General features: G+C 72.1%; 22 protein-coding genes. 7 read left to right on the forward strand and 15 right to left on the reverse strand.

Annotated features, from left to right (window positions below; translation table 11 throughout):
- Positions 1–94 precede the first annotated feature (94 nt).
- From ACFQ79_RS05580 to ACFQ79_RS05600, 5 genes are all read right to left on the reverse strand, one after another.
- A complete protein-coding gene (locus tag ACFQ79_RS05580) occupies positions 95–1048 on the reverse strand; it encodes a carbohydrate ABC transporter permease (protein WP_383579534.1) in 954 nt (317 codons plus the stop codon).
- Complete coding sequence (locus ACFQ79_RS05585) at positions 1045–1941, reverse strand: carbohydrate ABC transporter permease (RefSeq protein WP_383579535.1); 897 nt, start codon at positions 1939–1941, stop codon at positions 1045–1047. Before ACFQ79_RS05585 ends, ACFQ79_RS05580 begins: the two co-directional genes overlap by 4 nt.
- A 105-nt stretch (positions 1942–2046) precedes the next feature.
- Complete coding sequence (locus ACFQ79_RS05590) at positions 2047–3354, reverse strand: ABC transporter substrate-binding protein (protein ID WP_383579536.1); 1308 nt, start codon at positions 3352–3354, stop codon at positions 2047–2049.
- 138 nt (positions 3355–3492) lie between these two features.
- Positions 3493–4587, reverse strand: a complete 1095-nt coding sequence (locus ACFQ79_RS05595) for a LacI family DNA-binding transcriptional regulator (RefSeq protein ID WP_383579537.1) — start codon at positions 4585–4587, stop codon at positions 3493–3495.
- Positions 4588–4742: 155 nt separating this feature from the next.
- Complete coding sequence (locus tag ACFQ79_RS05600; RefSeq protein ID WP_383579538.1) at positions 4743–5153, reverse strand: RidA family protein; 411 nt, start codon at positions 5151–5153, stop codon at positions 4743–4745.
- Positions 5154–5364: 211 nt separating this feature from the next.
- Between ACFQ79_RS05600 and ACFQ79_RS05605 the strand changes: the two genes are divergently transcribed.
- Positions 5365–5592, forward strand: a complete 228-nt coding sequence (locus tag ACFQ79_RS05605) for a hypothetical protein (RefSeq protein WP_383579539.1) — start codon at positions 5365–5367, stop codon at positions 5590–5592.
- A 78-nt stretch (positions 5593–5670) separates the two neighbouring features.
- On the opposite strand, the gene ACFQ79_RS05610 is transcribed toward ACFQ79_RS05605, so the two are convergent.
- Positions 5671–6816: an alkene reductase gene (locus ACFQ79_RS05610; RefSeq protein ID WP_383579540.1), complete on the reverse strand. Its 1146-nt coding sequence runs from the start codon at positions 6814–6816 to the stop codon at positions 5671–5673.
- Positions 6817–6881: 65 nt separating this feature from the next.
- On the opposite strand from ACFQ79_RS05610, the gene ACFQ79_RS05615 reads away from it, so the two are divergent.
- Positions 6882–7283: a MerR family transcriptional regulator gene (locus tag ACFQ79_RS05615; RefSeq protein ID WP_383579541.1), complete on the forward strand. Its 402-nt coding sequence runs from the start codon at positions 6882–6884 to the stop codon at positions 7281–7283.
- A 79-nt stretch (positions 7284–7362) separates the two neighbouring features.
- Here ACFQ79_RS05615 and ACFQ79_RS05620 read toward each other — a convergent pair whose 3' ends face one another.
- Positions 7363–7968: a hypothetical protein gene (locus ACFQ79_RS05620; RefSeq protein WP_383579542.1), complete on the reverse strand. Its 606-nt coding sequence runs from the start codon at positions 7966–7968 to the stop codon at positions 7363–7365.
- 262 nt (positions 7969–8230) lie between these two features.
- Between ACFQ79_RS05620 and ACFQ79_RS05625 the strand changes: the two genes are divergently transcribed.
- Entirely contained in the window at positions 8231–9148 is a 918-nt protein-coding gene (locus tag ACFQ79_RS05625) for a TIGR03619 family F420-dependent LLM class oxidoreductase (protein WP_383579543.1), read from the forward strand.
- 118 nt (positions 9149–9266) lie between these two features.
- Here the strand turns inward: ACFQ79_RS05625 and ACFQ79_RS05630 are convergent, their stop codons facing one another.
- Positions 9267–9926 carry an NAD(P)H-binding protein gene (locus ACFQ79_RS05630; RefSeq protein ID WP_383579642.1) on the reverse strand — a complete coding sequence of 220 codons (660 nt, stop codon included), beginning with the start codon at positions 9924–9926 and terminating at the stop codon, positions 9267–9269.
- A 530-nt stretch (positions 9927–10456) separates the two neighbouring features.
- Between ACFQ79_RS05630 and ACFQ79_RS05635 the strand changes: the two genes are divergently transcribed.
- Both ACFQ79_RS05635 and ACFQ79_RS05640 read left to right on the forward strand, forming a co-directional pair.
- Complete coding sequence (locus tag ACFQ79_RS05635) at positions 10457–10939, forward strand: DedA family protein (protein WP_383579544.1); 483 nt, start codon at positions 10457–10459, stop codon at positions 10937–10939.
- A gap of 23 nt (positions 10940–10962) precedes the next feature.
- The gene (locus tag ACFQ79_RS05640; RefSeq protein ID WP_383579545.1) at positions 10963–11385 is read left to right on the forward strand and encodes a DUF6924 domain-containing protein; all 423 of its coding nucleotides are present in this window, start codon (positions 10963–10965) and stop codon (positions 11383–11385) included.
- A gap of 75 nt (positions 11386–11460) precedes the next feature.
- Here ACFQ79_RS05640 and ACFQ79_RS05645 read toward each other — a convergent pair whose 3' ends face one another.
- The 6 genes from ACFQ79_RS05645 to ACFQ79_RS05670 form a co-directional block, all read right to left on the reverse strand.
- Positions 11461–11817, reverse strand: a complete 357-nt coding sequence (locus tag ACFQ79_RS05645) for a DUF805 domain-containing protein (protein WP_383579546.1) — start codon at positions 11815–11817, stop codon at positions 11461–11463.
- Between the two features lie 268 nt (positions 11818–12085).
- Positions 12086–12466, reverse strand: a complete 381-nt coding sequence (locus ACFQ79_RS05650) for an FKBP-type peptidyl-prolyl cis-trans isomerase (protein ID WP_383579547.1) — start codon at positions 12464–12466, stop codon at positions 12086–12088.
- Between the two features lie 152 nt (positions 12467–12618).
- Positions 12619–13188 (reverse strand): HutD family protein, encoded by a 570-nt coding sequence (locus tag ACFQ79_RS05655; RefSeq protein ID WP_383579548.1) that lies wholly within the window; start codon positions 13186–13188, stop codon positions 12619–12621.
- A gap of 619 nt (positions 13189–13807) precedes the next feature.
- Positions 13808–14857, reverse strand: a complete 1050-nt coding sequence (locus tag ACFQ79_RS05660) for a hypothetical protein (RefSeq protein ID WP_383579549.1) — start codon at positions 14855–14857, stop codon at positions 13808–13810.
- 102 nt (positions 14858–14959) lie between these two features.
- Complete coding sequence (locus ACFQ79_RS05665; RefSeq protein WP_383579550.1) at positions 14960–15298, reverse strand: thioredoxin family protein; 339 nt, start codon at positions 15296–15298, stop codon at positions 14960–14962.
- A 174-nt stretch (positions 15299–15472) separates the two neighbouring features.
- Entirely contained in the window at positions 15473–15772 is a 300-nt protein-coding gene (locus ACFQ79_RS05670) for a hypothetical protein (protein WP_383579551.1), read from the reverse strand.
- Positions 15773–15996: 224 nt separating this feature from the next.
- Between ACFQ79_RS05670 and ACFQ79_RS05675 the strand changes: the two genes are divergently transcribed.
- Both ACFQ79_RS05675 and ACFQ79_RS05680 read left to right on the forward strand, forming a co-directional pair.
- Positions 15997–16218 carry a hypothetical protein gene (locus tag ACFQ79_RS05675; RefSeq protein WP_383579552.1) on the forward strand — a complete coding sequence of 74 codons (222 nt, stop codon included), beginning with the start codon at positions 15997–15999 and terminating at the stop codon, positions 16216–16218.
- A gap of 13 nt (positions 16219–16231) precedes the next feature.
- Positions 16232–16603: a fic family toxin-antitoxin system, toxin component gene (locus tag ACFQ79_RS05680; RefSeq protein WP_383579553.1), complete on the forward strand. Its 372-nt coding sequence runs from the start codon at positions 16232–16234 to the stop codon at positions 16601–16603.
- A 271-nt stretch (positions 16604–16874) separates the two neighbouring features.
- On the opposite strand, the gene ACFQ79_RS05685 is transcribed toward ACFQ79_RS05680, so the two are convergent.
- Positions 16875–18884, reverse strand: coding sequence for a hypothetical protein (locus tag ACFQ79_RS05685; protein ID WP_383579554.1), 2010 nt, complete (start codon positions 18882–18884; stop codon positions 16875–16877).
- Positions 18885–19511: the final 627 nt, after the last annotated feature.

Here is a 19511-nt window from a genome sequence, read left to right on the forward strand (position 1 = left end):
CGGCCGTGGTGCCGGCGGCTGTGGTGCCGGTCGTGCTCGTGCTCGGGGGCATGGGCGAGTTCCTCGGGTTCCTCTGGTTCGTCACGGTGACGGCCTACTTGACGGCGCCGGCGGTCATGCCGGACTTCCAGAACCGCTGCAGCATCAGGAAGACGGCGATCAGCGGGGCCACGGACACCAGCGAGCCGACGACGGCCAGCAGGTAGTCCTCGGGGTGGCCTTGGGAGAGCGCGGACGAATACCACACGTACAGCCCGAGGTTGACCGGATACAGGTCCTGATCGGACAGCATCACCAGGGGCAGGAAGAAGCTGTTCCAGATCTGGGTGAACTGGAAGAGGAAGATGGTGACGAAGCCCGGGGCCAGCATCGGGAAGGCGATGCGGAGGAACGCCCGGAACTCGCCGGCGCCGTCCATCCGTGCCGCCTCCAGCACCTCGTCCGGTACGTAGGCGGCGCTGAAGACCCGCGCCAGGTACACGCCGAAGGGGAAGACCAGTCCGGGAACGAACACGCTCCAGAAGGTGTTGACGAGCCCCGCTTCGGCGGCGAGCAGGTACAGCGGGATCGCCAGCGCCGTGCCGGGCACCATCACGCCCAGCAGCACGAGCGAGAACAGCCGTTCCTTGCCGGGGAAGGCCAGTTTGTCGAAGGCGTAACCGGCCGCCACGCTGAACATCGCCGCCAGCAGCGCTCCGACACCCGCGTACACCACGGTGTTGCCCACCCAGCGCAGGTAGACGCCCCCGTCGGCGGTGAAGAGGTGCTCCAGGTTCTCCGCGAGGCGGACCTCGTTCCCGAGTGCGAAGCCGTTCGTGCCGAAGAGGTCCTCACGGCTCTTGGTGGACGACAGCAGGAGCCAGGTCAGCGGCAGCAGGGTGTAGAGGGTGGCGAGGGCGAGGAGCGCGGTGACACCGGCCTTGGACAGCAGCGCCGAGGGCCTTCGCGGGGCACGTCCCGGCCGGTGGGGGAGCGGGACCGGCCCGGGCGGGAGCGTCGTCGAGGGCTCGGGGGCAGTCGGGAGAGGAAGGACGGAGGACGTGGTCACGGCTTGCTCCCGCGGCGTGAGATACGGGTGACGACGAACGACAGCGCGGCGGCGAACAGGGCGATGAGCAGCGAAGCCGCTGCCGCCAGGCCGAAGTCGTCGTTCTGGAAGGCGGCGGTCTGGACGTACATGTTGGGGGTCCAGCTGCTGCCGATCGCGCTGGAGGCGTTGTAGATGACCTTCGGCTCCGTGAAGAGCTGGATCGACCCGATGACGGTGAACAGGACGGCGAGGGCCACCGCGGGGCGGATCATCGGGACCTTGACGGACAGGGCCGTCCGTACGGCGCCGGCGCCGTCGACGCGGGCGGCGTCCAGGGTCTCGCGGGGCACGGCCTGGAGGGCCGCGTAGAAGATGACCATGTTGTAGCCGGTCCACTCCCACACGGCGATGTTGGCGGCGGAGAGGACGGCGTTGTCGGCCGACAGGAAACTCAGGTGGATCCCGCCGGATTCGAGGAGGTCGATCACGGGACTGAGGCCGGGCGTGTAGAGGTACACCCAGATCAGCGCGGCGATCAGTCCCGGCACCGCGTGCGGCAGGAACAACGCCAGCTGGAAGAAGGAACGGGCCTTGGCCAGGCCGGTGTCCAGGAGCAGGGCGAGGGCCAGTGCCCCGCCGATCATCACGGGGATGTAGACGGCGCAGTACGCGGCGACCACGAGGAATCCGTCACGGAACTCCGGATCGGACAGGGCGCGTACGTAGTTGTCCCAGCCGGCGAACACACTCTCGGTGCCGCCGAACCCGAGGCCGGAGGTGCGGGTGGTGAACAGGCTCAGCCAGGCCGCGTACAACAGCGGGGCGAGGGTGACGGCCGCGAAGAGGCCGAGGAAGGGTGAGAGGAGCAGCGCGGCGGTCCTGCGCTGTCCGAGGGTGGAGGGGGTCGCCATGACGGCCCTTTCGAGGTGGGGCTGGACTGATCGGGAGGTCCGTTCGGGAGAGCCGGCGGGCGCCCGCCGGGGCGGCCTGCGCCGGAGTGCCCGACCACGGGGCTCCTACGGAGCGGTGACCTTCATGCCCCGCTGCCTCATCTGCGCGACGGTGGTCCGCTCGGCGAGGGAGAGGACGGCGGGCAGCGACGCCGTGCCGTCGGCGACCTTGGGAAGCTCGTCGACGAGGGCGGTGTTGGTGGTCCCCATGACCGGGCCCCAGGTCCAGCCCGGCCGGATCGCCTCGTACGAGGCCTTCCCGACGGCGTAGACGTCCTGGCCGCCGTAGTACGCGGTCCCGAACGCGGCCCTGGTGACGGGAACGAGCGCCGGGTCGGCGGGGAACATGCTGCTGGTGCCGGAGGAGACCCACGCCTTCATGCCCTCGGGATCGGTGGTGATCCAGCGGATGAACTCCGCGGCGGCGCCGCTGTTGTCGGAGCCCTTCGGGATGACGAAGGAGGAACCTCCGTACATGGCCGAGGCCGGCCTGCCGTCCCAGGTGGGCACGGGCGCCAGGGCCCACTTGCCCTTCTGGTCGGGGACGGTCGCCTGGTGCGCTCCGGCGCACCAGCTGGCGCAGACGTAGGCGACGGTCCGGTTCTTCTGGACGCTCGTCCAGAACGGGTCGAGCGAGCTCAAGGAGCGGACGAGGTCCTCGCGGGCGAGGTCGCCCCAGTAGGCGGCGGCCTTGTTCGACGGGCCGTCGTCGAGCGTGACCTTCCAGGAGTCCTTCCCGGCGCTGAACCACTGGCCGCCGGCCTGCCAGGCGAGCGCGGTCAGCAGCCCGGGGTTGTCGGTGAAGAGGACACCGCCGCGGGCTCCGGGGTCGGCCTTCCGCACCTGCTGGGTCATGTCCCGGTAGGAGCTCCATGTGGTGGGCACGGCGATCTTGTGCCGGGCGAAGAAGTCCTTGCGGTACATCAGCACGAGGGGGGCCGCGTCACGCGGGACCGCCCATGTGCTGCCGCCGAGGTCGACCAACTGCCGTACCGCTTCGGGGAACCGCTCCTTGACCACCGGGCCGAGGGTCGCGCTCAGGTCCTCGATCTTGCCCTGGGCCGCGAACTCCGGGAGCTGCGGGTACTCGACGACGGCGACGTCGGGCGCGGTGCCGGCCTTCACGGCGTTGGTGAGCTTGGAGTAGTACTCCTGACCCGACGGGACCGTTTCGAACGTCACCTCGATGTCCGGGTGGCTGCGGTTGAAGGCGGCGGCCACCTGATCGGAACCCTTGACGAAGGACCAGAACGTGACCTTGCCGGTCTTCCTCCCCGTGCCGGGGGAGTCGTCCTGACCGGTCCCTCCGCAGCCGGTCACGAGCAGGGCGAGGGCTGCGGAGCAGGCCAGGGCGGCTTTGGTTCTGCGAAGCATGATGTGCACCGATCGTTCGCTGGGGCGTCGAACGGAATCATTCGACAGCCCTCATGCTTCGTCAATGCTTTCGGCTTCATATGCTGGAAAGTGAAAGTAAGTGAAAGTGAAGTAGTGTGCACGAGACTGCGACGGGCCTTACGGGTGATGCCGGTCGCCCCCCTGAGCGGCGCCACTGGACTCCCGGACCCGCAGCTCCGGGCGGAGCAGCAACTCGGCCAGCGGGGCGCCCGGATCGGCGAGCCGGCGCCGCATCAGATCGACCGCCCAGGCCCCCACGGCCCTCTTGGGCGGCGCCACGGCGGTGAGCGGCACATCGCTGAGCTCGGCGACCTCGTCGTCGTACGTCACGATGGCGAGGTCCTCCGGAACGCGCAGGCCGCGCGCCTGGAGGAGGCCGACCAGCGTGACGGCGTCGAGGTCGTTGTGCACCAGGGCCGCCCGGACGTCACCCGCCTCGACCGCTGTCGCGAGAGCCTCGAACCACTCCGTGGCCGACGGTCCGTCGCTCGGCCCGACCCGGTACTCCGGGCCGGCGGGCAGTCCCAGGGCCTGGCAGGCGGCCAGGTAACCCTCGCGGATCAAAGGCGTGTTGGGGCTCTCGGCCCGGGCCGCCAGGGCGATGCGCCCGTGCCCGAGGCCGGCGAGATGGCGGACGGCCAGACCGGCACCATGGGCATGGTCGGACGCGACCTGTTCCAGTCGGCCGGACTCCGGGCCGGCCCGCCGGTCCACGAGCACCACCGGTACGTCGAGGTCCGCGGGCCACTGCTCGGCCCCGTCCGCGGGCTCGAGCCCGGCGCGCGGCATCAGCAGCAGACCGTCGGCCCCCGCCGCGACGAGCCGCCGTGCCTGCTCCTGGTTGTCCGCCAGCGTCTCACCGGAGACCGCGAGCACGACACGCACCCCGTGTGCGCGAGCGGCCTCCCGCACCCCGCGGATGATCTCGGGGTAGTAGTAGTCCCCGGGCGGAACGACCAGCCCCAGTACGCAGTCCCGGTGGGCTGCGGGGCGTGGTGCCGCGGTGCCGGAGGCGGGAGTCTGCTGGGCCGCCGCGAGGGACATTGCGCCGCCGTGCACGCGGACGAGGAGACCGCGGCCGGCCAGGTCCCGTACGTCCTGCCGGACCGTCACGGCGGAGACACCGGTCTCCGCCGCCACGTCCTTGACCGTGACCGTTCCCCGGCGCTCCACCATGCGCAGGATCGCCTCACGCCGCTCTTCCGTCAGCACCGCCCACCCCTCTCGTCGTGAATGAAGTCGTTTACTTTCACTCGACAAACGAAAGGTACCAACGAAGCACTGCTGCCCGCCCGCCGCTGCCCGCCCTCCTGCCCGCCCGGGTGCCTGGCCGGCCACCGCGACGCGTCAGCGGGTCTCACCGATTCTCACTGATCGAGTACGGCGGCGACGGCCTCGATCTCGACGAGCTGGTCCTTGTAGCCGAGCACGGTGACGCCCATCAAGGTGCTGGGGACGTCGTGGTCGCCGAACGCGTCGCGGACGACCTCCCAAGCAGCGACCAGATCCTTCTGACGGGCCGATGCGACGAGGACCCGGGTGCTGATGACGTCCTGGAGCGACGCACCGGCGGCGGCGAGAGCGACCCGCATGTTCTCGACGGCTTTCGACGCCTGACCCGCGTAGTCCCCGACCGCCGCCGTCGAGCCGTCGTCGTTCAGGGGACACGCCCCGGCGAGGAAGATCAGGCGGGACTCGGCGGGTGCCGTGGCGGCGTAGGCGTATTCGGCGACGTCGGACAGGGCGGTGGAGCGGATCAGAGTGATGGCACGAGCCATGGTGAGGGGTCCTTTCCCAGCGGGTGCGGAGCGCGGACATCCTGCCAACGGGGCGTCGCGGTCGCCTCTCCTTTTCTGCCGAACCGTCACCGGGCACCGGTTCCTGTGGGGCGGACACCCTGATCGAACCGAGCGACTGCATCCTTTGGCCTAGTGCGTTCTCGGCCCTGTGGAGGATGATCTTGCGGCGCCGCCGCGAGAGGCTTGATCCGTGCGAACAACCATCGGATACACCCTCGAAAGCATCGGCTACGTCATAGGGGCCCAGGGGCTTGTCAGCTTCGGCTCGCAGACCCTCTTCGGCACGGAGTGGGGCTGGCTGCACAAGGTCGTCGACCTTCCGTCCGCCGCCTACCTCGGCATCCTCGTCGTGGGGCTGGCGCTCGTCGCCGGCGGCGTGAAGACCCGGAAGGCGGCCGAGCGCGGGAAGGTCGCCTGACCGACGGGCGGCCCGGGCCGGGAACCCGGGGAGCGGGGAGCGGGAGCAGGGGACCGGGGGAGTGCGGGGAGCACGGGTCTACAGGCGGTCCGCGTGGGCAGGCGGCGAGGCGACGGCCGCCCTGATGCGCGGGAGGTACGGGTAGTCGGTGTAGCCGTTCTCGCCGCCCGTGTACATCAGACCCTCCTCGCGGACGGGGTTGACGGGTGCGCCGGACCGCAGCCGCTCGACGAGGTCGGGGTTGGCGAGGAAGGGGCGGCCCAGGGAGATGAGATCGGCTCCGGAGGCGAGGAGCCGCTCGGCGGCGTGCCGTCCGCCGTCGGCGGGCAGGGGCCGGCCCCAGCCGAGCACCGGGTTGGCGATGAGGGTGCGAGGCCAGGCCTCTCGGATGGCGTGGAACAGCGGCTGGTCCGGGTCGGCGAACACGAGGTGCAGGTAGGCCGGGGCGATGTCGTTCAGGGCGGCTACGAGTGCGGGGTAGATGTCCTCGGTGTCGCCCTCCTCGATGCCGTTGACGGTCAGGCCGGGGGCGATCCTCACGCCCACCCGCTCGGGGCCGACGGCGTCGGCGACGGCCCGGACCACCTCCACGACGAAGCGGATGCGGTGGTCGACAGATCCGCCGTACGCGTCGGAGCGGCGGTTGGTGCCCTTGGCGAGGAACTGGTGCAGCAGATAGCCGTTGGCGGCGTGCACCTCGACACCGGCGAAGCCCGCGTCGACGGCCTTGCGGGCCGCGGCGGCGAAGTCGGCGACGGTGGAGCGGATCTCCTCCACGGTCATCTCGCGCGGGACGACGGCGGTGCGGCTGCCGCGCGCGGTGTGGATCGGCTCGGGCAGGGGGATCGGCGAGGGTGCGACGGGCGTGAGCCCGCTGTTGTCGGGGTGACCGACCCGGCCGCCGTGCTGCAGTTGGAGGAACATCCGGCCACCGGCGGCGTGCACGGCGTCGGTGACCTGCCGCCAGCCGACCACGTGGGCGTCGTTGTGGATGGCGGTGATGTTCGGGTACGTCTGTCCGACGGCGTTCGGCGTCGAGGCCTCGGCGATGATCAGGCCGGCCGAGGCGCGCTGGGCGTAGTAGGTGGCCATGAGGGGCAGCGGGACGCCGTCGGCCGTCGCGCGATTACGGGTCATCGGCGCCATGACCAGGCGGTTGGGGAGTTCCAGCGGGCCGAGGACGGCGGATTCGAAGAGGCGGGATTCAACCGGTGCGTTCGTCATGCCCGTACGGTAAAAGTTGACACTGGTGTCAGGTGCAAGGCCGCAATCGGCGATCGGGGTGGGGAATGCGGATCGGTGAACTCGCTCGGCGCAGCGGGGTGAGCGACAGGTCGCTGCGCTACTACGAGGCGCAAGGCCTGCTCGCGTCCGAGCGAACGCCCGGAGGACAGCGGGAGTTCGGCGAATGGGCGGTCGACCGGGTCATCCGCATCCAGGCGCTGTACGCGGCGGGGCTCACCAGCAAGAAGATCGCGCGGCTGCTGCCCTGCATGCGGGACACGGACGGCGCACCGAGCGAGATCGCGACACCGAGGCTGGTCGAGGAGCTGCACGCGGAACGCGAACGCATCGACCGCACGATCGCGGACCTGATCCGCTCCCGGGACGTCCTCGACGAGGTCATCTCCGCCGCCGCTTCCTCCCTCCCGGCGGCCCGCCGCGCGGAGGCATCGAGCGCCGCCGTGTGACGCACGCGCACCTTTACCACGGCCGACGTGCGGCACCGTCACCGGCGGGGGCGCCCCGGCCCATTACTCCCACGCCTGCTCAGGGCCGTAGCCCGATGCGTTGGAGAGCGACCGCGCTGAGGTCGGCGATGGCTTCCCGGTCACCCTGACGCCAGGCGTCGGCCCATCCGCCCGGCGGGACCGGCACCTTGGCGAGGGCGCCCGGAGGACCGGTGAGCGCGCGCAGGGCCAGCAGGTCGGCACCGCCGGGAGCCTCGGCGAGCCGACGCAGGGTGCTGCTGCGCCGGATCCAGAGGAGACGCGGCGGGAGCCAGAGCAGCAGGACGAAGAACACCGGGATGACGATCAGAGCCGTCGTGACCACGTTGGCGACCTGGCTGACGGTCTCCTGGAGCGACACTCCCGCGTCGGAGAAGCCGGCGCCGGCGTCGGCCGCGGCTTCGAGGGGCTTCTTCAGGACGCCGCCGATGAGCGGCACACCCGACGCCGCGTCTCCCGCGTTGCCGAGCCCCTCGGCGAGGCGGTCACCGGAACTCTCCACCCTGCGCCCCGGTTCGGCCAGCAGCATGATCGTCTCGCGGACGACGAGGGCCGCCCACACCGCGACGGCGATCAGGGCCACGGCGATCAGGTCCACGAGCACCTGGAGGTTCCGACGTGTGGGTGTCTGGGCGTAGAGGCGCAAGGAGTGACTCCCGTTCGAGGCGTGGCGTCGAGGAGGTCCGGCCGCCCGGGCCGCGACGCGGCCGGCCGGTCGTCGGATTCAACTCTTCCACGGCGCCCCACGGGCAAACATCCGACACACGAGGCGCACCGCCGAGCTGTCGGGGAGCGAGTGCTGACCAGCGCATTCACCAGCCGTTGAGCGGATGTCGATCCGGGTTCGGCAAGGTGACCCGAGAACGGAACAGAACGGACCACGGCGATTCCTCGAACAGGTGACGCACATGCTCAAGATCGGCCTCGGATCCCCCCAGTACGGATTGTTCACCGAGCCCGCGGTGATCTCGGAGTTCGCCGCCACGGTCGAAGCGATCGGCTTCGACAGCCTGTGGGTGGGCGACCGGGCCCTCGTCCCGACCGAGCCCCGTGACCGGTACCCCGGCGGCGGTCACGCGCCGAAGGAGCACCGCACCTTCCTCGACCCCATCGTCACCCTGTCCTTCCTGGCGCACGCCACCCGACGGCTGCGACTCGGGACCAGCACGCTGAACGCACCCTTCTACTCGCCGCTCCTGCTGGCCCGTTCGCTGACCTCCGTCGACATCCTCAGTGAGGGGCGGCTCGACATCGGCTTCGGGCTCGGGTGGTCGTCCGACGAGTACGAGGCCATCGGTGTGCCGTGGCGGGGACGCGGGGCACGGCTGGAGGAGATCCTGGACGTCCTGGACCACGTCTGGTCCGGCTCGACGGCCGAGCACGACGGGGCTCTCTGGAAGATCCCGAGCGCGCACATCGGGACGCTCCCCGTCCAGCGTCCCCGCCCGCCGGTGCTCCTGGGCGGCTTCGCCCCGGCCACGCTGGAACGCATCGGCCGCCGCGCGGACGGCTGGGCGGGGGCAGCGATGCCGTTGCCGCGACTGGCCCACGTCATCGCCCGGATCCGGCAGATCGCGGAGGCGAACGGACGTGACCCCGAGGCCATGCGCACCGTCGTCCGGGTGAACCCCGCGGTGACCTCCGAGGCGGCCCCGAGCGACGCCGTACCGCACCGGGGAACGGTCGTGCAGGTGTCGGACTACCTCCTCGCCGCCCATGCGGCCGGGGCCGACGAGGTCCTCGTCGACCTCCAGCAGACCGCGCGGAACGCGGAGGAGCTGACGGATCTCGCCCATCGCTTCCACGCCCGGCTGAGCAAGGGCTGAAGGGGCCGGCCGGTTCGCGAAGGGCGGGCCGTTCGCGAAGGGCCGGCCGGTCCGCGGCCTCCGCCGGGGACCGGCCCGCAGACGGTCACCCCTCGTGGTCCCTCGTTCCTCGGCCCGGTCAGGCCGCGAGCCGGTTGATCTCGGCGGTCCGCAGGACGTGGGGCCCGGCGCCGTGGAGGCGGGTGGCTGCGAGCATCGCGCGACCCACCTGCTCGGTGCTGGTCACGTAGCGCGGGGCCACACGGCGGATGACCGGGTAGAGCCATGAGGTGAGGCGGTACATCACGCGGTACCAGCGCGTGCCCGACGTCTCGCCGTGGACGGGCTGGATCCATCCGGGCCGGAAGGCGTAGGCATGCATGTCCATGGCCAGGAGGGCGTTCTCCGTGCGTCCTTTGACACGGGCCCATGCCGAGCGGCCCTGTTCGGTGCTGTCGGTGCCCTCGCCGGAGACGTAGACGAACGTCAGCCCGGGGTTCTCGGCGGCGACCACGCGGGCGGCCTCGAGCGTGTAGGTGTAGGTGATGGTCTCGTACTCGGCGGCGTCGCGCCCGGCCGCGGAGACGCCCAGGCAGTAGAAACACGCGTCGGCCCCGCCCAGGTCGTCTGCGATCGGCGTGAGGTCGGTGAAGTCGGCATGGAGGACCTCGCGGAGCTTGGCGGCGGTGCGACCGAGCGGACGGCGGGCCACGGCGAGGACCTCGGTCACCTCGGGGTCCTCCAGGCAGGCGCGCAGCACGCCCTGGCCGACCATGCCGGACGCCCCGAACAGGATCACCTTCAACGCGTGGCCTCTCTCGGGTGGTTCGTGCCGGAAGGACCGGTGCGGCAGTGACCGCGGGCGCCAGGGCGGGCAGGCGGGTCCCTCACGACGGGTCCGTCACGAGTAGACGCCATCGCACCCGGCCGGGCGAGCGGCCACGCCGGGGCCGGGAGGTTCGCGCCTCACGGTTCCGGCCGGGGCGAGGGCTCCGCCGCAGCGGCAGCGCCCTAGGGTGTGGGGGAGCGGACCGGATCTCCGTGACCGTGACGACGCCTGTCGCTCCATGGTCGCTTTATGGGTGCCCGGTGCACTGTATCCGCCGTTGAGGCATTAGGTTAGGCTGACCTTGCCTGACGTGCGGACCCAGGCGTGCTGGGTCGGGTTCCTGTGCTGCAGGTGGGACCCAGAGGACGGATCGGACAAAGGCGGGGCGCAGGTGAGAAGCGGTGACCGGGCTTGTGCCCGTCGTGCGCCCGGCGAAGCGGGACGCCCCATGAGCGTGGCACGGGACGGGGGCTCCGGCCCGGTGCCCGGGACGAGGCGTCGTGGATAAGATCGCGCTCACGGCCGGAGCCCTCTACGTCATCGTCCTGCTTCGCGCCGGAGGGACGTTCGCCGTCGGGTGGCTCGCCGGCGCCGGTGCCCGGCGCAGCAGGTTCGCCGGGCGGATCTCGTCGGCGAAGTTCGGGCGCGCGGAGCGGGCGATCCAGCGGTGGGGCGCGCCGGTGGTGGCCGTCTCCTTCCTGACCGTCGGCTTCCAGACGGCCGCGAACTTCCTCGCCGGCAGCATGCGCATGCCGCTGCCGCGCTACCTCCCTGCCCTGTTCGTGGGCGGAGCGGCCTGGGCACTGGTCTACGCGACCGCGGGGCTCGGGGCGCTCGAAGTGCTGGGAAGGCTTTTCGCCGAGCGGACGGCCCTCGGGGTGTCCGCCGTGGCAGTCCTTCTCCTCGTGGTCTGCGGGGTGGTGGTGTACCGCAGAAGGAGGGCGGTCCCGTCCTCCGCCGACACCGTGGCCGAGGAGTCGTGAGCGCGAGGTGAGAGGATCACGAGATGCCTCTGCCTCAGCCCGATGATCTGACCTCGCTGGTTCTGCGTGCCGATTTCGGTGACGACGGAGCCTGGGGCGCGGTCCGAGCCGCCCTCGACGCGGCCGGCGATCACCCCCATGCCACGTACGTCAGCGAGCCGCGGTTCGCCGGCGTGGGGGTCCAGGACCTGGTGGCCGAGGAGGCCGCCGCGGACGAGGACGACCAGATCGTCTACGTGTTCCTGGCGGACGAGGCCAGGATGAAGGACCCGGGTCACACGCTCCTGGCCGTGGACCTCTCGGACGAGCCCGGCAGAACGTTCAGGGTCCCCGCTCGGTGGTTCCCTGACATCTCGGCCAACCTCAGCATCGCCAACGTGGACTTCGCGGATTTCGCCGATGCCGCTGACGGATCGGGGACCTTCCGGGGCTTCGACGAGGGCTGACGCCGTCTCGCCGCACACGCGGAGCCCCCGGAAGGGCACCCCTTCCGGGGGCTCCGCGCGCAGGGACGCGAACCGTCAGTAGGCCGCGACCGGCTTCGGGCTCGGACCGTAGGCGTTCTGGTGCTCCTCGCCTTCGCCGGCGAGGAAGACGATCAGGATGATGCCGCCGACCACCGGTATCAGACCGAAGAGGACCGACCAGCCGGACCGGCCGGTGTCGTGCAGGCGGCGGACGGTCACGCCCAGGTGCGGCAGGAGCACGGCCAGGAAGTAGATCGGATAGAGCAGCGGGAAGGTGCCGATCGCGAGGTCGACCGTCGCGACGATGATCACCGCGACGATGTTGAACAGGAAGAACATCCAGTGTTCCTTGCGACGTGCGCGTCCACTGAACACCACGTACTTCTTGAGAACTTCGAGATACCAGTTCACTTTTCCCCCATTGGCCAGGTACTGCGATCGGGGAGCCGGTCCCCATGGAGCACGCCGTCGGACCGCGTACTCGGCGGCAGGCGCGGTACAGCGCTGCGAAGTGTACGGAGGGCTCGAAGGGTGTAGTGCGGTAACCGGCCAGATGGGGAAGGGAGTTCACCGTTGCCGGGCTCGGGTGAGGAACGACCTGCCGCAGGCTGTCCGGCACGGCCGAGCAGGCCGCCTCTCCAGCGGGTGGAGAAGGCGGGTCCGAGCTCGTTCCCTCGTTTCAGGCTGCGACGGTGAGGAGGTCGACGACGAAGACGAGTGTCGAGCCGGCCGGGATGAGCGGTGAGGGCGACTGCTTGCCGTAGCCGAGACGTGGGGGAACGATGATCTCGCGGCGCCCGCCGACCTTCATTCCCCTGATCCCTCGGTCCCAGCCCTTGATGACCCTGCCGCCGCCGACGGCGAACTTGAAGGGCTGGTCGCGGTCCCAGGAGGAGTCGAACTCCTTCCCCGATGCGAAGGCGACTCCGACGTAGTGAACCCGGACGACTCTGCCGGGCTTGGCCTCGGCCCCGTCCCCGACGACGAGGTCCCGGATCGTGAGCTCGGTGGGCGGGTCACCCTCGGGAAGGTCGATCTCGGGCTTCGTCAGTTCACTCATCGCGGCCTCGCCAATCTCCGCCGGAGGTCCGGGTACGGACCGGCCGGGCGCGTGGTCGCTCCACGCGGCGGATGGTCACGTTACAGAGAATGCCCGGCCTGAGGTTCGTACGTGCCCCGCTGCCGACGGCCGACCGCCGGGCTCGCGGACCGTCACCCCAGCGGGGTGAGATCCGCCCACAGGGCCACGGCGTCGGGCGAGAGCGGTGTGACCCCTTCTCCCGGCGCGCTGTCGTCCTCGTCCCACCACACACCCTGGCCGGATGCCAGGACAGGCCCGTTCTCGCCGGGCTGCCAGCGGCCGCGCAGGACGTAGAACACCCCGGCGTGTCCCCGTGGCGGCGCGACCCGGACGGCGACCCGCTCCACCCGAGCCGTCCAGTGCGCGCGCCGCACCATGATGTTCAGTACGCGGCAGCCGCCGCCGGGGAGTTCGGCGGAGAGGGCGAGGTCACCGGAGAACGGGACCGGCTCGCCCGTGCGTGCCGGCAGCCGCTCGAACACCCCGGGACTGGTCAGGAGAACGCCGTCTCCCGCAAGCAGGGTGAGCGTCCGGTCGACCCCGGCGAACGTCGAGAACGGCCCCTCCCGGTCGATGTCGGCGACACTCGCACGCCACCCGAAATCCTCGGCGCCTACGGGCCGGGAGATGATTTCCCTGGTCGCGCCGCCGCCGTTGCGCCACCGGCCCGGAGTCAGCGTCTCGACATCGAAGTGGTGCATGGGCGGGCTCCTGAGCTGCGTGCGGTACGGGTACGGATACCCCGGGGTTGCGCCACGGCCCGGCGGCGGCACCTGCGCTGGAGTCGACCGCCGGGTCTGCATCCGCGTCGGGCCGTCGGCGCCGGGGCCCGCCGACGCAGTGTATGCGGCCGGGCAGGCCCGGCCGGCGTCCGAGCCGGTGCGGCCGTTCGGTGTGCAACGGCAGGTTCGCGGTCGAGGCCGCGAGCCGGACCCGCCCTGACGTGCGGAACCGCGGACGGCGCGATCGCATCTCGGTTGTCCTCCCGCCGGTGGAACTGGGCCGTGGGCGCGCGGGGGGCGGGCCCGGGGGCCCCGGGGCGGGGGTTGGGGGGGGGGGCAAACCCCGCCCCCCGCCCCCCCCCGCGCCGGCGCACCCGGGGCCGGCGCTTCCGCACGGGGGGGCCCCCCCCGCGGGCGCTCCGGGGCGGGGCCCGCTCCGGAGCGGGCACGGACGACCGGGTGCAGGAGATGGCGGCGCTCGACATCCCCGACTCCCGGCCCGACGGGGCCACCGTCGCCGGGGGGTTCGAGGAGACGGACGCCGGCTGCTGGGCGGACAGCGGCGACGTCGTGGTGTACGCCGAGCGGCGGAACCTCCTCACTGGATCAGTTCGATGTGCGGATGATCCGGGGATGCCGGGCAGACGTGGAGTTGCAGGTCGTAGCCGCTTGCGATGACGATCATGGTGATGTTCCCCGGAGGGGTGCCGGGGAGGAGCGGCGTGGGATGGGCCCGCTCCTCGTCGGGGATCCAGCTCTCGTTGCCCGAGCTCCATTCGGTGCTCGCGATGGTGAGCAGCGGCACCGCCTCGGTGCCGCACTCGGAGCAGACCCGGGGCAGGGGATCGGTGAGGCCCCAGCGAGTCCAGCCACCCGCCTTCCAGCCGGGAGCGATGGACAGATGGTCCCCGTAGAACTCCTCCGGGGCGACCGCGTACGCGCCGTCCCACGCCTCTCCGGCCTTCTCCCACCTGCTCGGATCCCTCACCTGTTCCTGTAGTTCCTTGCTCAACTCCATGGAGTGGGGGTACTCGGTGACCTGCTCCGGCGCGAGCACACACGGCTCCGGCAGGTAGCCGTCGAACTGGACCGCGGGCGGCTCGGGTGGTGCGTCGAGTACGTCCGTCACGGTCGCGGCGGTCCGCCAGAACACCGCGGTGGTGGGGTGCTCCGAGTGATCGAAGGGGCACCAGAGGACTTGGAGCAGATCGGCCCCCGACTGCCCCGGCGGGCACAGCAGGGGGACGTCGCGCACGTACAACTGAGCGACGGGCACCATGGCGATCGGGCCCTCGGGCCACGGGCGGCCCGCCAGGAGCCGCTCCTCCGCCTCCAGCTCCTCGGGCGTGACCCAGGGCCCCTGGGGATCACGGCCCCGCCGACTCTCCGCCGCCGCCCGGCCGAGACGTAACTCCCGTATGTCCTGCGGCGAGAGGATCACCCTTCCTCCCCGCACATGCGGTCCTTCGCAGTACGGCCACGGCTCGTCGGCGGGCCAGAGCAGTGGCCCGCCGACGGAGCTGTCGCGCGGCGTGGGCGAACCGGGAAGGGGGTGCAGCCGGGTCGCCGTGCGTGCCAGCGGGGCCAGTCCGGGGAAGACGGCGGTGACGTCAAGCGGTCGTGGAGGGGTGGTACGAACGACATCCATGACGACGATGCTGCCAGCGCCCTCTGACACCGGCACCGGCCTTCCGTCCGCATCCGTTGAAGGCGGAGGAGCCTTCGCTCGCTCCGGCGAGGATGCCGGCTGTCAGAGATGGCCTTCGAGGAACGCCCGGACCTCGGCGGTGGTCGAAGGCCCTGCGCCGTGCGCCACCGGCTCGCCGTCCTTCAGCAGGACGTAGGAGGCGGCTCCGGTGATCCCGTACCGCTCGGTCGCCGCCGGACAGCGTGTGATGTCGGTCCGGACAGCCGTGAGGCGGCCCGCGTACTCGTCGGCGACGCCACCGACGACGAGGTCCATCGCCCGGCAGGGCTCGATCGCCTTGGGCCATGTCCCGGTGAAGTACGCGAGGACCGGGACCGCGCTCATTCTGAGGATGAAGTCGAACTCCGCGTCCTCACGGGGCTGGTGAACCCGCTTCGCCATGGAGGCTCCTGACCTCGTGTTCCGTCTTTCCACCCCCATCATCCCCTGCGGGACACGGCGGACCGACCAGGACACCGGACTCCCCGCGCCGAGCCGTGCCGGTGGGCGCGGACGACCGCGGGATCGACGGACAGACACCAGCCAGTCGAGGGCACGTGCCGTCGTGACCGGTCTTCACGATCCGGTGGTGAGGCGGCGGGCGCGCAGGTGCCGGACGCCCTTGATGGCGTACGTGGCGGCGATGATCGCGAAACCGGCGAGGGCGAGCCGGAACCAGGAATCCGCCACCACCAGGCTCAGCATCAGAGCGCCGAAAGCGAGCAGGTTGCCCACGGCATCCACGAGGTCCCAACGCGCCGAGGAGCGTACCGCCGGATCAGCTCCGCGCATCCGGCGGACGACGGGAACAAGGCCGAGGACCTGCAGGACGGCCAGGCCGAGAATGATCCACACGAACCAGTCGGGTATGTCCACGGTACGCACCGTACCGGCCGCCCCTTACGGTTGCCGCCCTTCGAGGTGAACTGAAGGTGGATCCGGGCCTCTTCGCGCGCCGTCAAGGGAGACCGACCGGGTGGTGCGGGGCCTCGGGACCGCGCGGTCGGTGGCGGTGCTCTCGGGGGCTGAGTCGGGTTCGCGGTGGAGGATCGCGACGCTTCCTCTGCCGTACCTGGCGGCCAGCCGCTACCGTGGTCCTCATGGCGCGGGAAATCAGGATCGAGATCAGCGACGAGGCGTACGAGGCGCTGGAGCGTGTCGCAGCCGAGAAGCACGTGCCCGCCGAGGACTACGTGGGCCGGGTGCTGGACGCCGACCTCACCCGGGCACGCTTCGTCGAGGGCGCCCGTTCCTTCGTCGCCCAGCACGGTCAGGCCTTCGCGAAGCACTTCGGCCGCCCCGCCGGCGCCGACGCGGCCTGAGCCCGGCCTCCGCGTGATACTCACCGTCGATCTCTCCTGGCTGCTCGAAATCGCCCAGCAGGAGATCCCCGGCGACCCCGAGATCTCCGACTGGGGCTCACTCGAGGCCGCTCGCGCCCGCCACGCCTTCCGCGTCATGGACGTCCCGGTCTACGAGCGCCCGCACCACCGCGCGGCCGCGCTGCTGGAACAGCTCGTTCGCGTCCCGGCCCTCGAGCACTCCAACGAGCTGTACGGCGTGGTCGTCGCGGCTGCCTACCTGCACGCCTGCGGGTATCCGGTCGACGTGACGGCGGAAGAGGCCATCGACCTCGTCGAGCGGGTAGCCGAAGGCCGGGTCGACGTCCGGCAGGTCGCCGCCGTCCTCAAGGAATGGGTTCGCTGACCCAGGGGCTCCAGCGGCGCGCGAGGGCTGCCGGGGCGCGGGATCCCCTCCTGCTCGGGCTCTTCCCCCGCCGCCGACCAGCGGCCGGGGCAACACCGGTCCTGGTGCCGGGCGCGGGACATCAGCCCCCGCCCGGGGCGATCCAGCGGCAGTGATGGCGGTCATCGGGAGGCACGGCGTGCGTCGCGGGGGAGCACGCCTGATCGCCGTGCCCACCCCGTGACCGCGAGCTGCGCCGTTGTGCGGCGCGCCACGCGAGCCGTGCCTCACGTCACGATCCGCCGGATTCCCGCTCCGTCTCTCCCCAGCCCCGCAGAGCGCCGGAACCGGGCACCGTGCCGGTCAGGCGTACCTCGCCGGCCGCGTTCGTGCGGACCGCCAGGCCCTGCCCTCGTACGGTGGCGGAGACGGGACCCCGGGCGGTGATCGCGGTCACCGCGCGACTGCCGGCGGCGAGGTAGTAGCGGGTCCCGGACGGCGCCGTCCAGTACGTGCCGGCCAGCAGGTGCTGGCCGAAGCGACTGCACGCCGCCGTGTCCTCGGGCGCCGGGCCCGGCACCCGCACCGGCCGGCCGCGTACGTCCGGCCCCTCCCACGCCACCGCCACGCGGCCGCGCCCGTCCCAGTGCTCCGCGCGCGTGCACGTCCAGGTGACGCGTCCGGCCCGCTCCGGGAGGGTCTGGCGGGCGAACTCCCACCGGTTCACTGCACGTACGCCGGTTCCCCGCAGCCCGGGCAGCTCGCAGGCCGAGCGGGCCCAGGCCGCGAGGCCCGCCGCCGACGTCGCCTCCCGCGGCTGGCGAGCCGGGGCTCCCGTCCCCGGTGCCGGGGTCCACGTGAGGTGCGTGGGGCTGAGCTCCCCGAGGTCCGCAAGGAGGAAGGAGTGGTCCTCGACGATCCGGGTGGAGGACCGCACCTGCAGGGCGGGTACCTGGCGGCAGTCGCCCGGCGCCTGCGGTACGGGGTCGGTGACGCCGTCTTCGGACACGGCCAGCCGCCGGGCGGGCACGTCGGGCCGCAGCAGGTCCCGCACCGCGCTCTCGTCGATCCAGGGAGCGAGCAGGAACCGTGCTCCGAGTAGGGTCCTGCTCACCGCCACGGCCGCGCCGGTGGTCACGTCGGCGTCGTCGGCCCGGGCCAGTTCGAGGACCGCACCGCCCCGGCCGATGAGCGGCTCGGCGTACCGGACGATCCGGTCGTCGGCGTGCAGGAGGACCACGGCGGAGCCGTCGACCGGGCCGGCGAAGAGCAGTTGGGCCGGTGCGGCGGGCGGGCTCGTCGGTGTGCCCGGCGTGACGGTCAGCCGGACGTCGGTCGGGGCGCCGGTGCCCCGCGCCCAGGCGTCGAGGGCGCGGGACAGCAGGGCCTTGTCGCCGGTCCCGGCCCCCCGAGCGGGCCACTGGGTCAGGTCGACGCGGGCGGTGTCGGACCATCGGTCGGCGGGGGCGCGGAGCAGGAGCTCGGGGTCGGCCGCGCGCGCCGACGCGGCGGCGAGGGCCGTGAGGGGCTGCGACGACACGGGCGGTGGGGGCGGGTCGGACCGCAGGGTGAGCGCCGCGGTCGCGGACCCGGCGAGCAGGAGGGCGGCAACGAAGGCGGTGAGTCGTGTGCGATGCCGGCGGCGCAGCAGGTCCGTCGGCCGTGCCTGCACGGTGCAGGGGTCGAACTCCGTGCCGTGCAGGAGCGATTCGGCATCGGCGCCGACGGTGGAGCGGAAGCGTTCGGCGTCGCGGAGGGCCTCGTCAGGCGCTGCTACGCCCGCCGTGGCCAGGAGACGGGAGGCGGACCGCGCGGTGAGTCCTTCGAGGACGCGCAGGGCGAAGGCGGCCCGTACCTCCGGGGTCGCCGTGGCCAGTGCGGATTCCAGCGCGAGCTCGTCGTCGCCGCCGGCCCCGGGGAAGAGCCGCAGTCCCAGGACGGTGGGGAGCGGGGTCCGCCCGAGGGACCACCGGGGGCGGGCGGCCGCGCGCAGCGCGGCGGCCACGACGCCTTGCCGCAGCCAGGCGAGGACGGGTCCCGGCTCGCCGCGCTGCGCGGGAACCGTCGGGCCGGGTGCTGCAGCGGGGCGTGACGGGCCCGCCGTCGCGAGGGACTTCTGCACGAGCGCGTGCGCGGCGAGCACCCGGCGGTGTCTGCCGAGGGAGGGCGGAAGGATCAGGTGGGCGAGCCGGACGAGCCGTGGATAGTGCTCGACGAGCGCCGCCTCGGCGTCGCTCCGGCCGGGGCGAGGGGGCGCGGAGTGCGGTATGTCGGTGCTCGGGAAGGTGTCGTGGGACTGCATGCCTGTGCAAACGAGAAGGGCATGGAGCGGTCACCTCGGACGCGTGCTCTGGGGGTCCCCCGGACCGCGAGCCTCCCTCGCAGCGTCACGCATCGCTCGCATCGTTTGTGCAACACGCCGCGGCGGGGAGGGAGGCATGACCGACGCGGAGCGCGGCGGGACCTCGGGGCCGCAGCCCGGAGCCTTGAGGCCTCCCCGGTTGCGCCGTGGTCGCGAGATGAGGTGGTACGGGAATCGGCCCGGCGGCGCCTGGGGACGAGGCCCGTACCGCGTCGGACGTGGTCGCCTTCGCCTCGGGTGAGCCGCCCGCTCATTCCCTGGAGGCGGGGCTCCACCGCGAGCCAGACACCGGCCGACACCGGCCGACACCGGCCGGCACAGGGCGGCACAGGGCGGCACTGTCCGGCACAGGGCGGACACCTCGTTCGGCGTCGGGTGAGCCCGGACGGCGGCCGGAAGCCCGCCGAGTGCGGCGGGGCGCCGATTCCGCAGGGCCGCCGGATCCGCGCGACGGCCCCATCCGCGCGTCGGCCCCATCCGCGCGTCGGCCCCATCCGCGCGTCGGCCCCATCCGCGCGTCGGCCCGATCCGCGCGGCGGCTCGACGCGGCCTGTGCTGCCCCCCCGC

Source organism: Streptomyces sp. NPDC056480 (assembly GCF_042795405.1).
Classification (GTDB): Bacteria; Actinomycetota; Actinomycetes; order Streptomycetales; family Streptomycetaceae; genus Streptomyces.

Bases quoted from the DNA above. Each gene is read 5' to 3' on its own strand.
- ACFQ79_RS05675 (WP_383579552.1), top strand. From the start codon at position 15,997: ATGGCGCGGGAAATCAGGATCGAGATCAGCGACGAGGCGTACGAGGCG.
- ACFQ79_RS05600 (WP_383579538.1), bottom strand. From the start codon at position 5,153: ATGGCTCGTGCCATCACTCTGATCCGCTCCACCGCCCTGTCCGACGTC.
- ACFQ79_RS05640 (WP_383579545.1), top strand. From the start codon at position 10,963: ATGCCTCTGCCTCAGCCCGATGATCTGACCTCGCTGGTTCTGCGTGCC.
- ACFQ79_RS05655 (WP_383579548.1), bottom strand. From the start codon at position 13,188: ATGCACCACTTCGATGTCGAGACGCTGACTCCGGGCCGGTGGCGCAAC.
- ACFQ79_RS05625 (WP_383579543.1), top strand. From the start codon at position 8,231: ATGCTCAAGATCGGCCTCGGATCCCCCCAGTACGGATTGTTCACCGAG.
- ACFQ79_RS05610 (WP_383579540.1), bottom strand. From the start codon at position 6,816: ATGACGAACGCACCGGTTGAATCCCGCCTCTTCGAATCCGCCGTCCTC.
- ACFQ79_RS05685 (WP_383579554.1), bottom strand. From the start codon at position 18,884: ATGCAGTCCCACGACACCTTCCCGAGCACCGACATACCGCACTCCGCG.
- ACFQ79_RS05590 (WP_383579536.1), bottom strand. From the start codon at position 3,354: ATGCTTCGCAGAACCAAAGCCGCCCTGGCCTGCTCCGCAGCCCTCGCC.
- ACFQ79_RS05650 (WP_383579547.1), bottom strand. From the start codon at position 12,466: ATGAGTGAACTGACGAAGCCCGAGATCGACCTTCCCGAGGGTGACCCG.
- ACFQ79_RS05665 (WP_383579550.1), bottom strand. From the start codon at position 15,298: ATGGCGAAGCGGGTTCACCAGCCCCGTGAGGACGCGGAGTTCGACTTC.
- ACFQ79_RS05615 (WP_383579541.1), top strand. From the start codon at position 6,882: ATGCGGATCGGTGAACTCGCTCGGCGCAGCGGGGTGAGCGACAGGTCG.
- ACFQ79_RS05585 (WP_383579535.1), bottom strand. From the start codon at position 1,941: ATGGCGACCCCCTCCACCCTCGGACAGCGCAGGACCGCCGCGCTGCTC.
- ACFQ79_RS05660 (WP_383579549.1), bottom strand. From the start codon at position 14,857: ATGGATGTCGTTCGTACCACCCCTCCACGACCGCTTGACGTCACCGCC.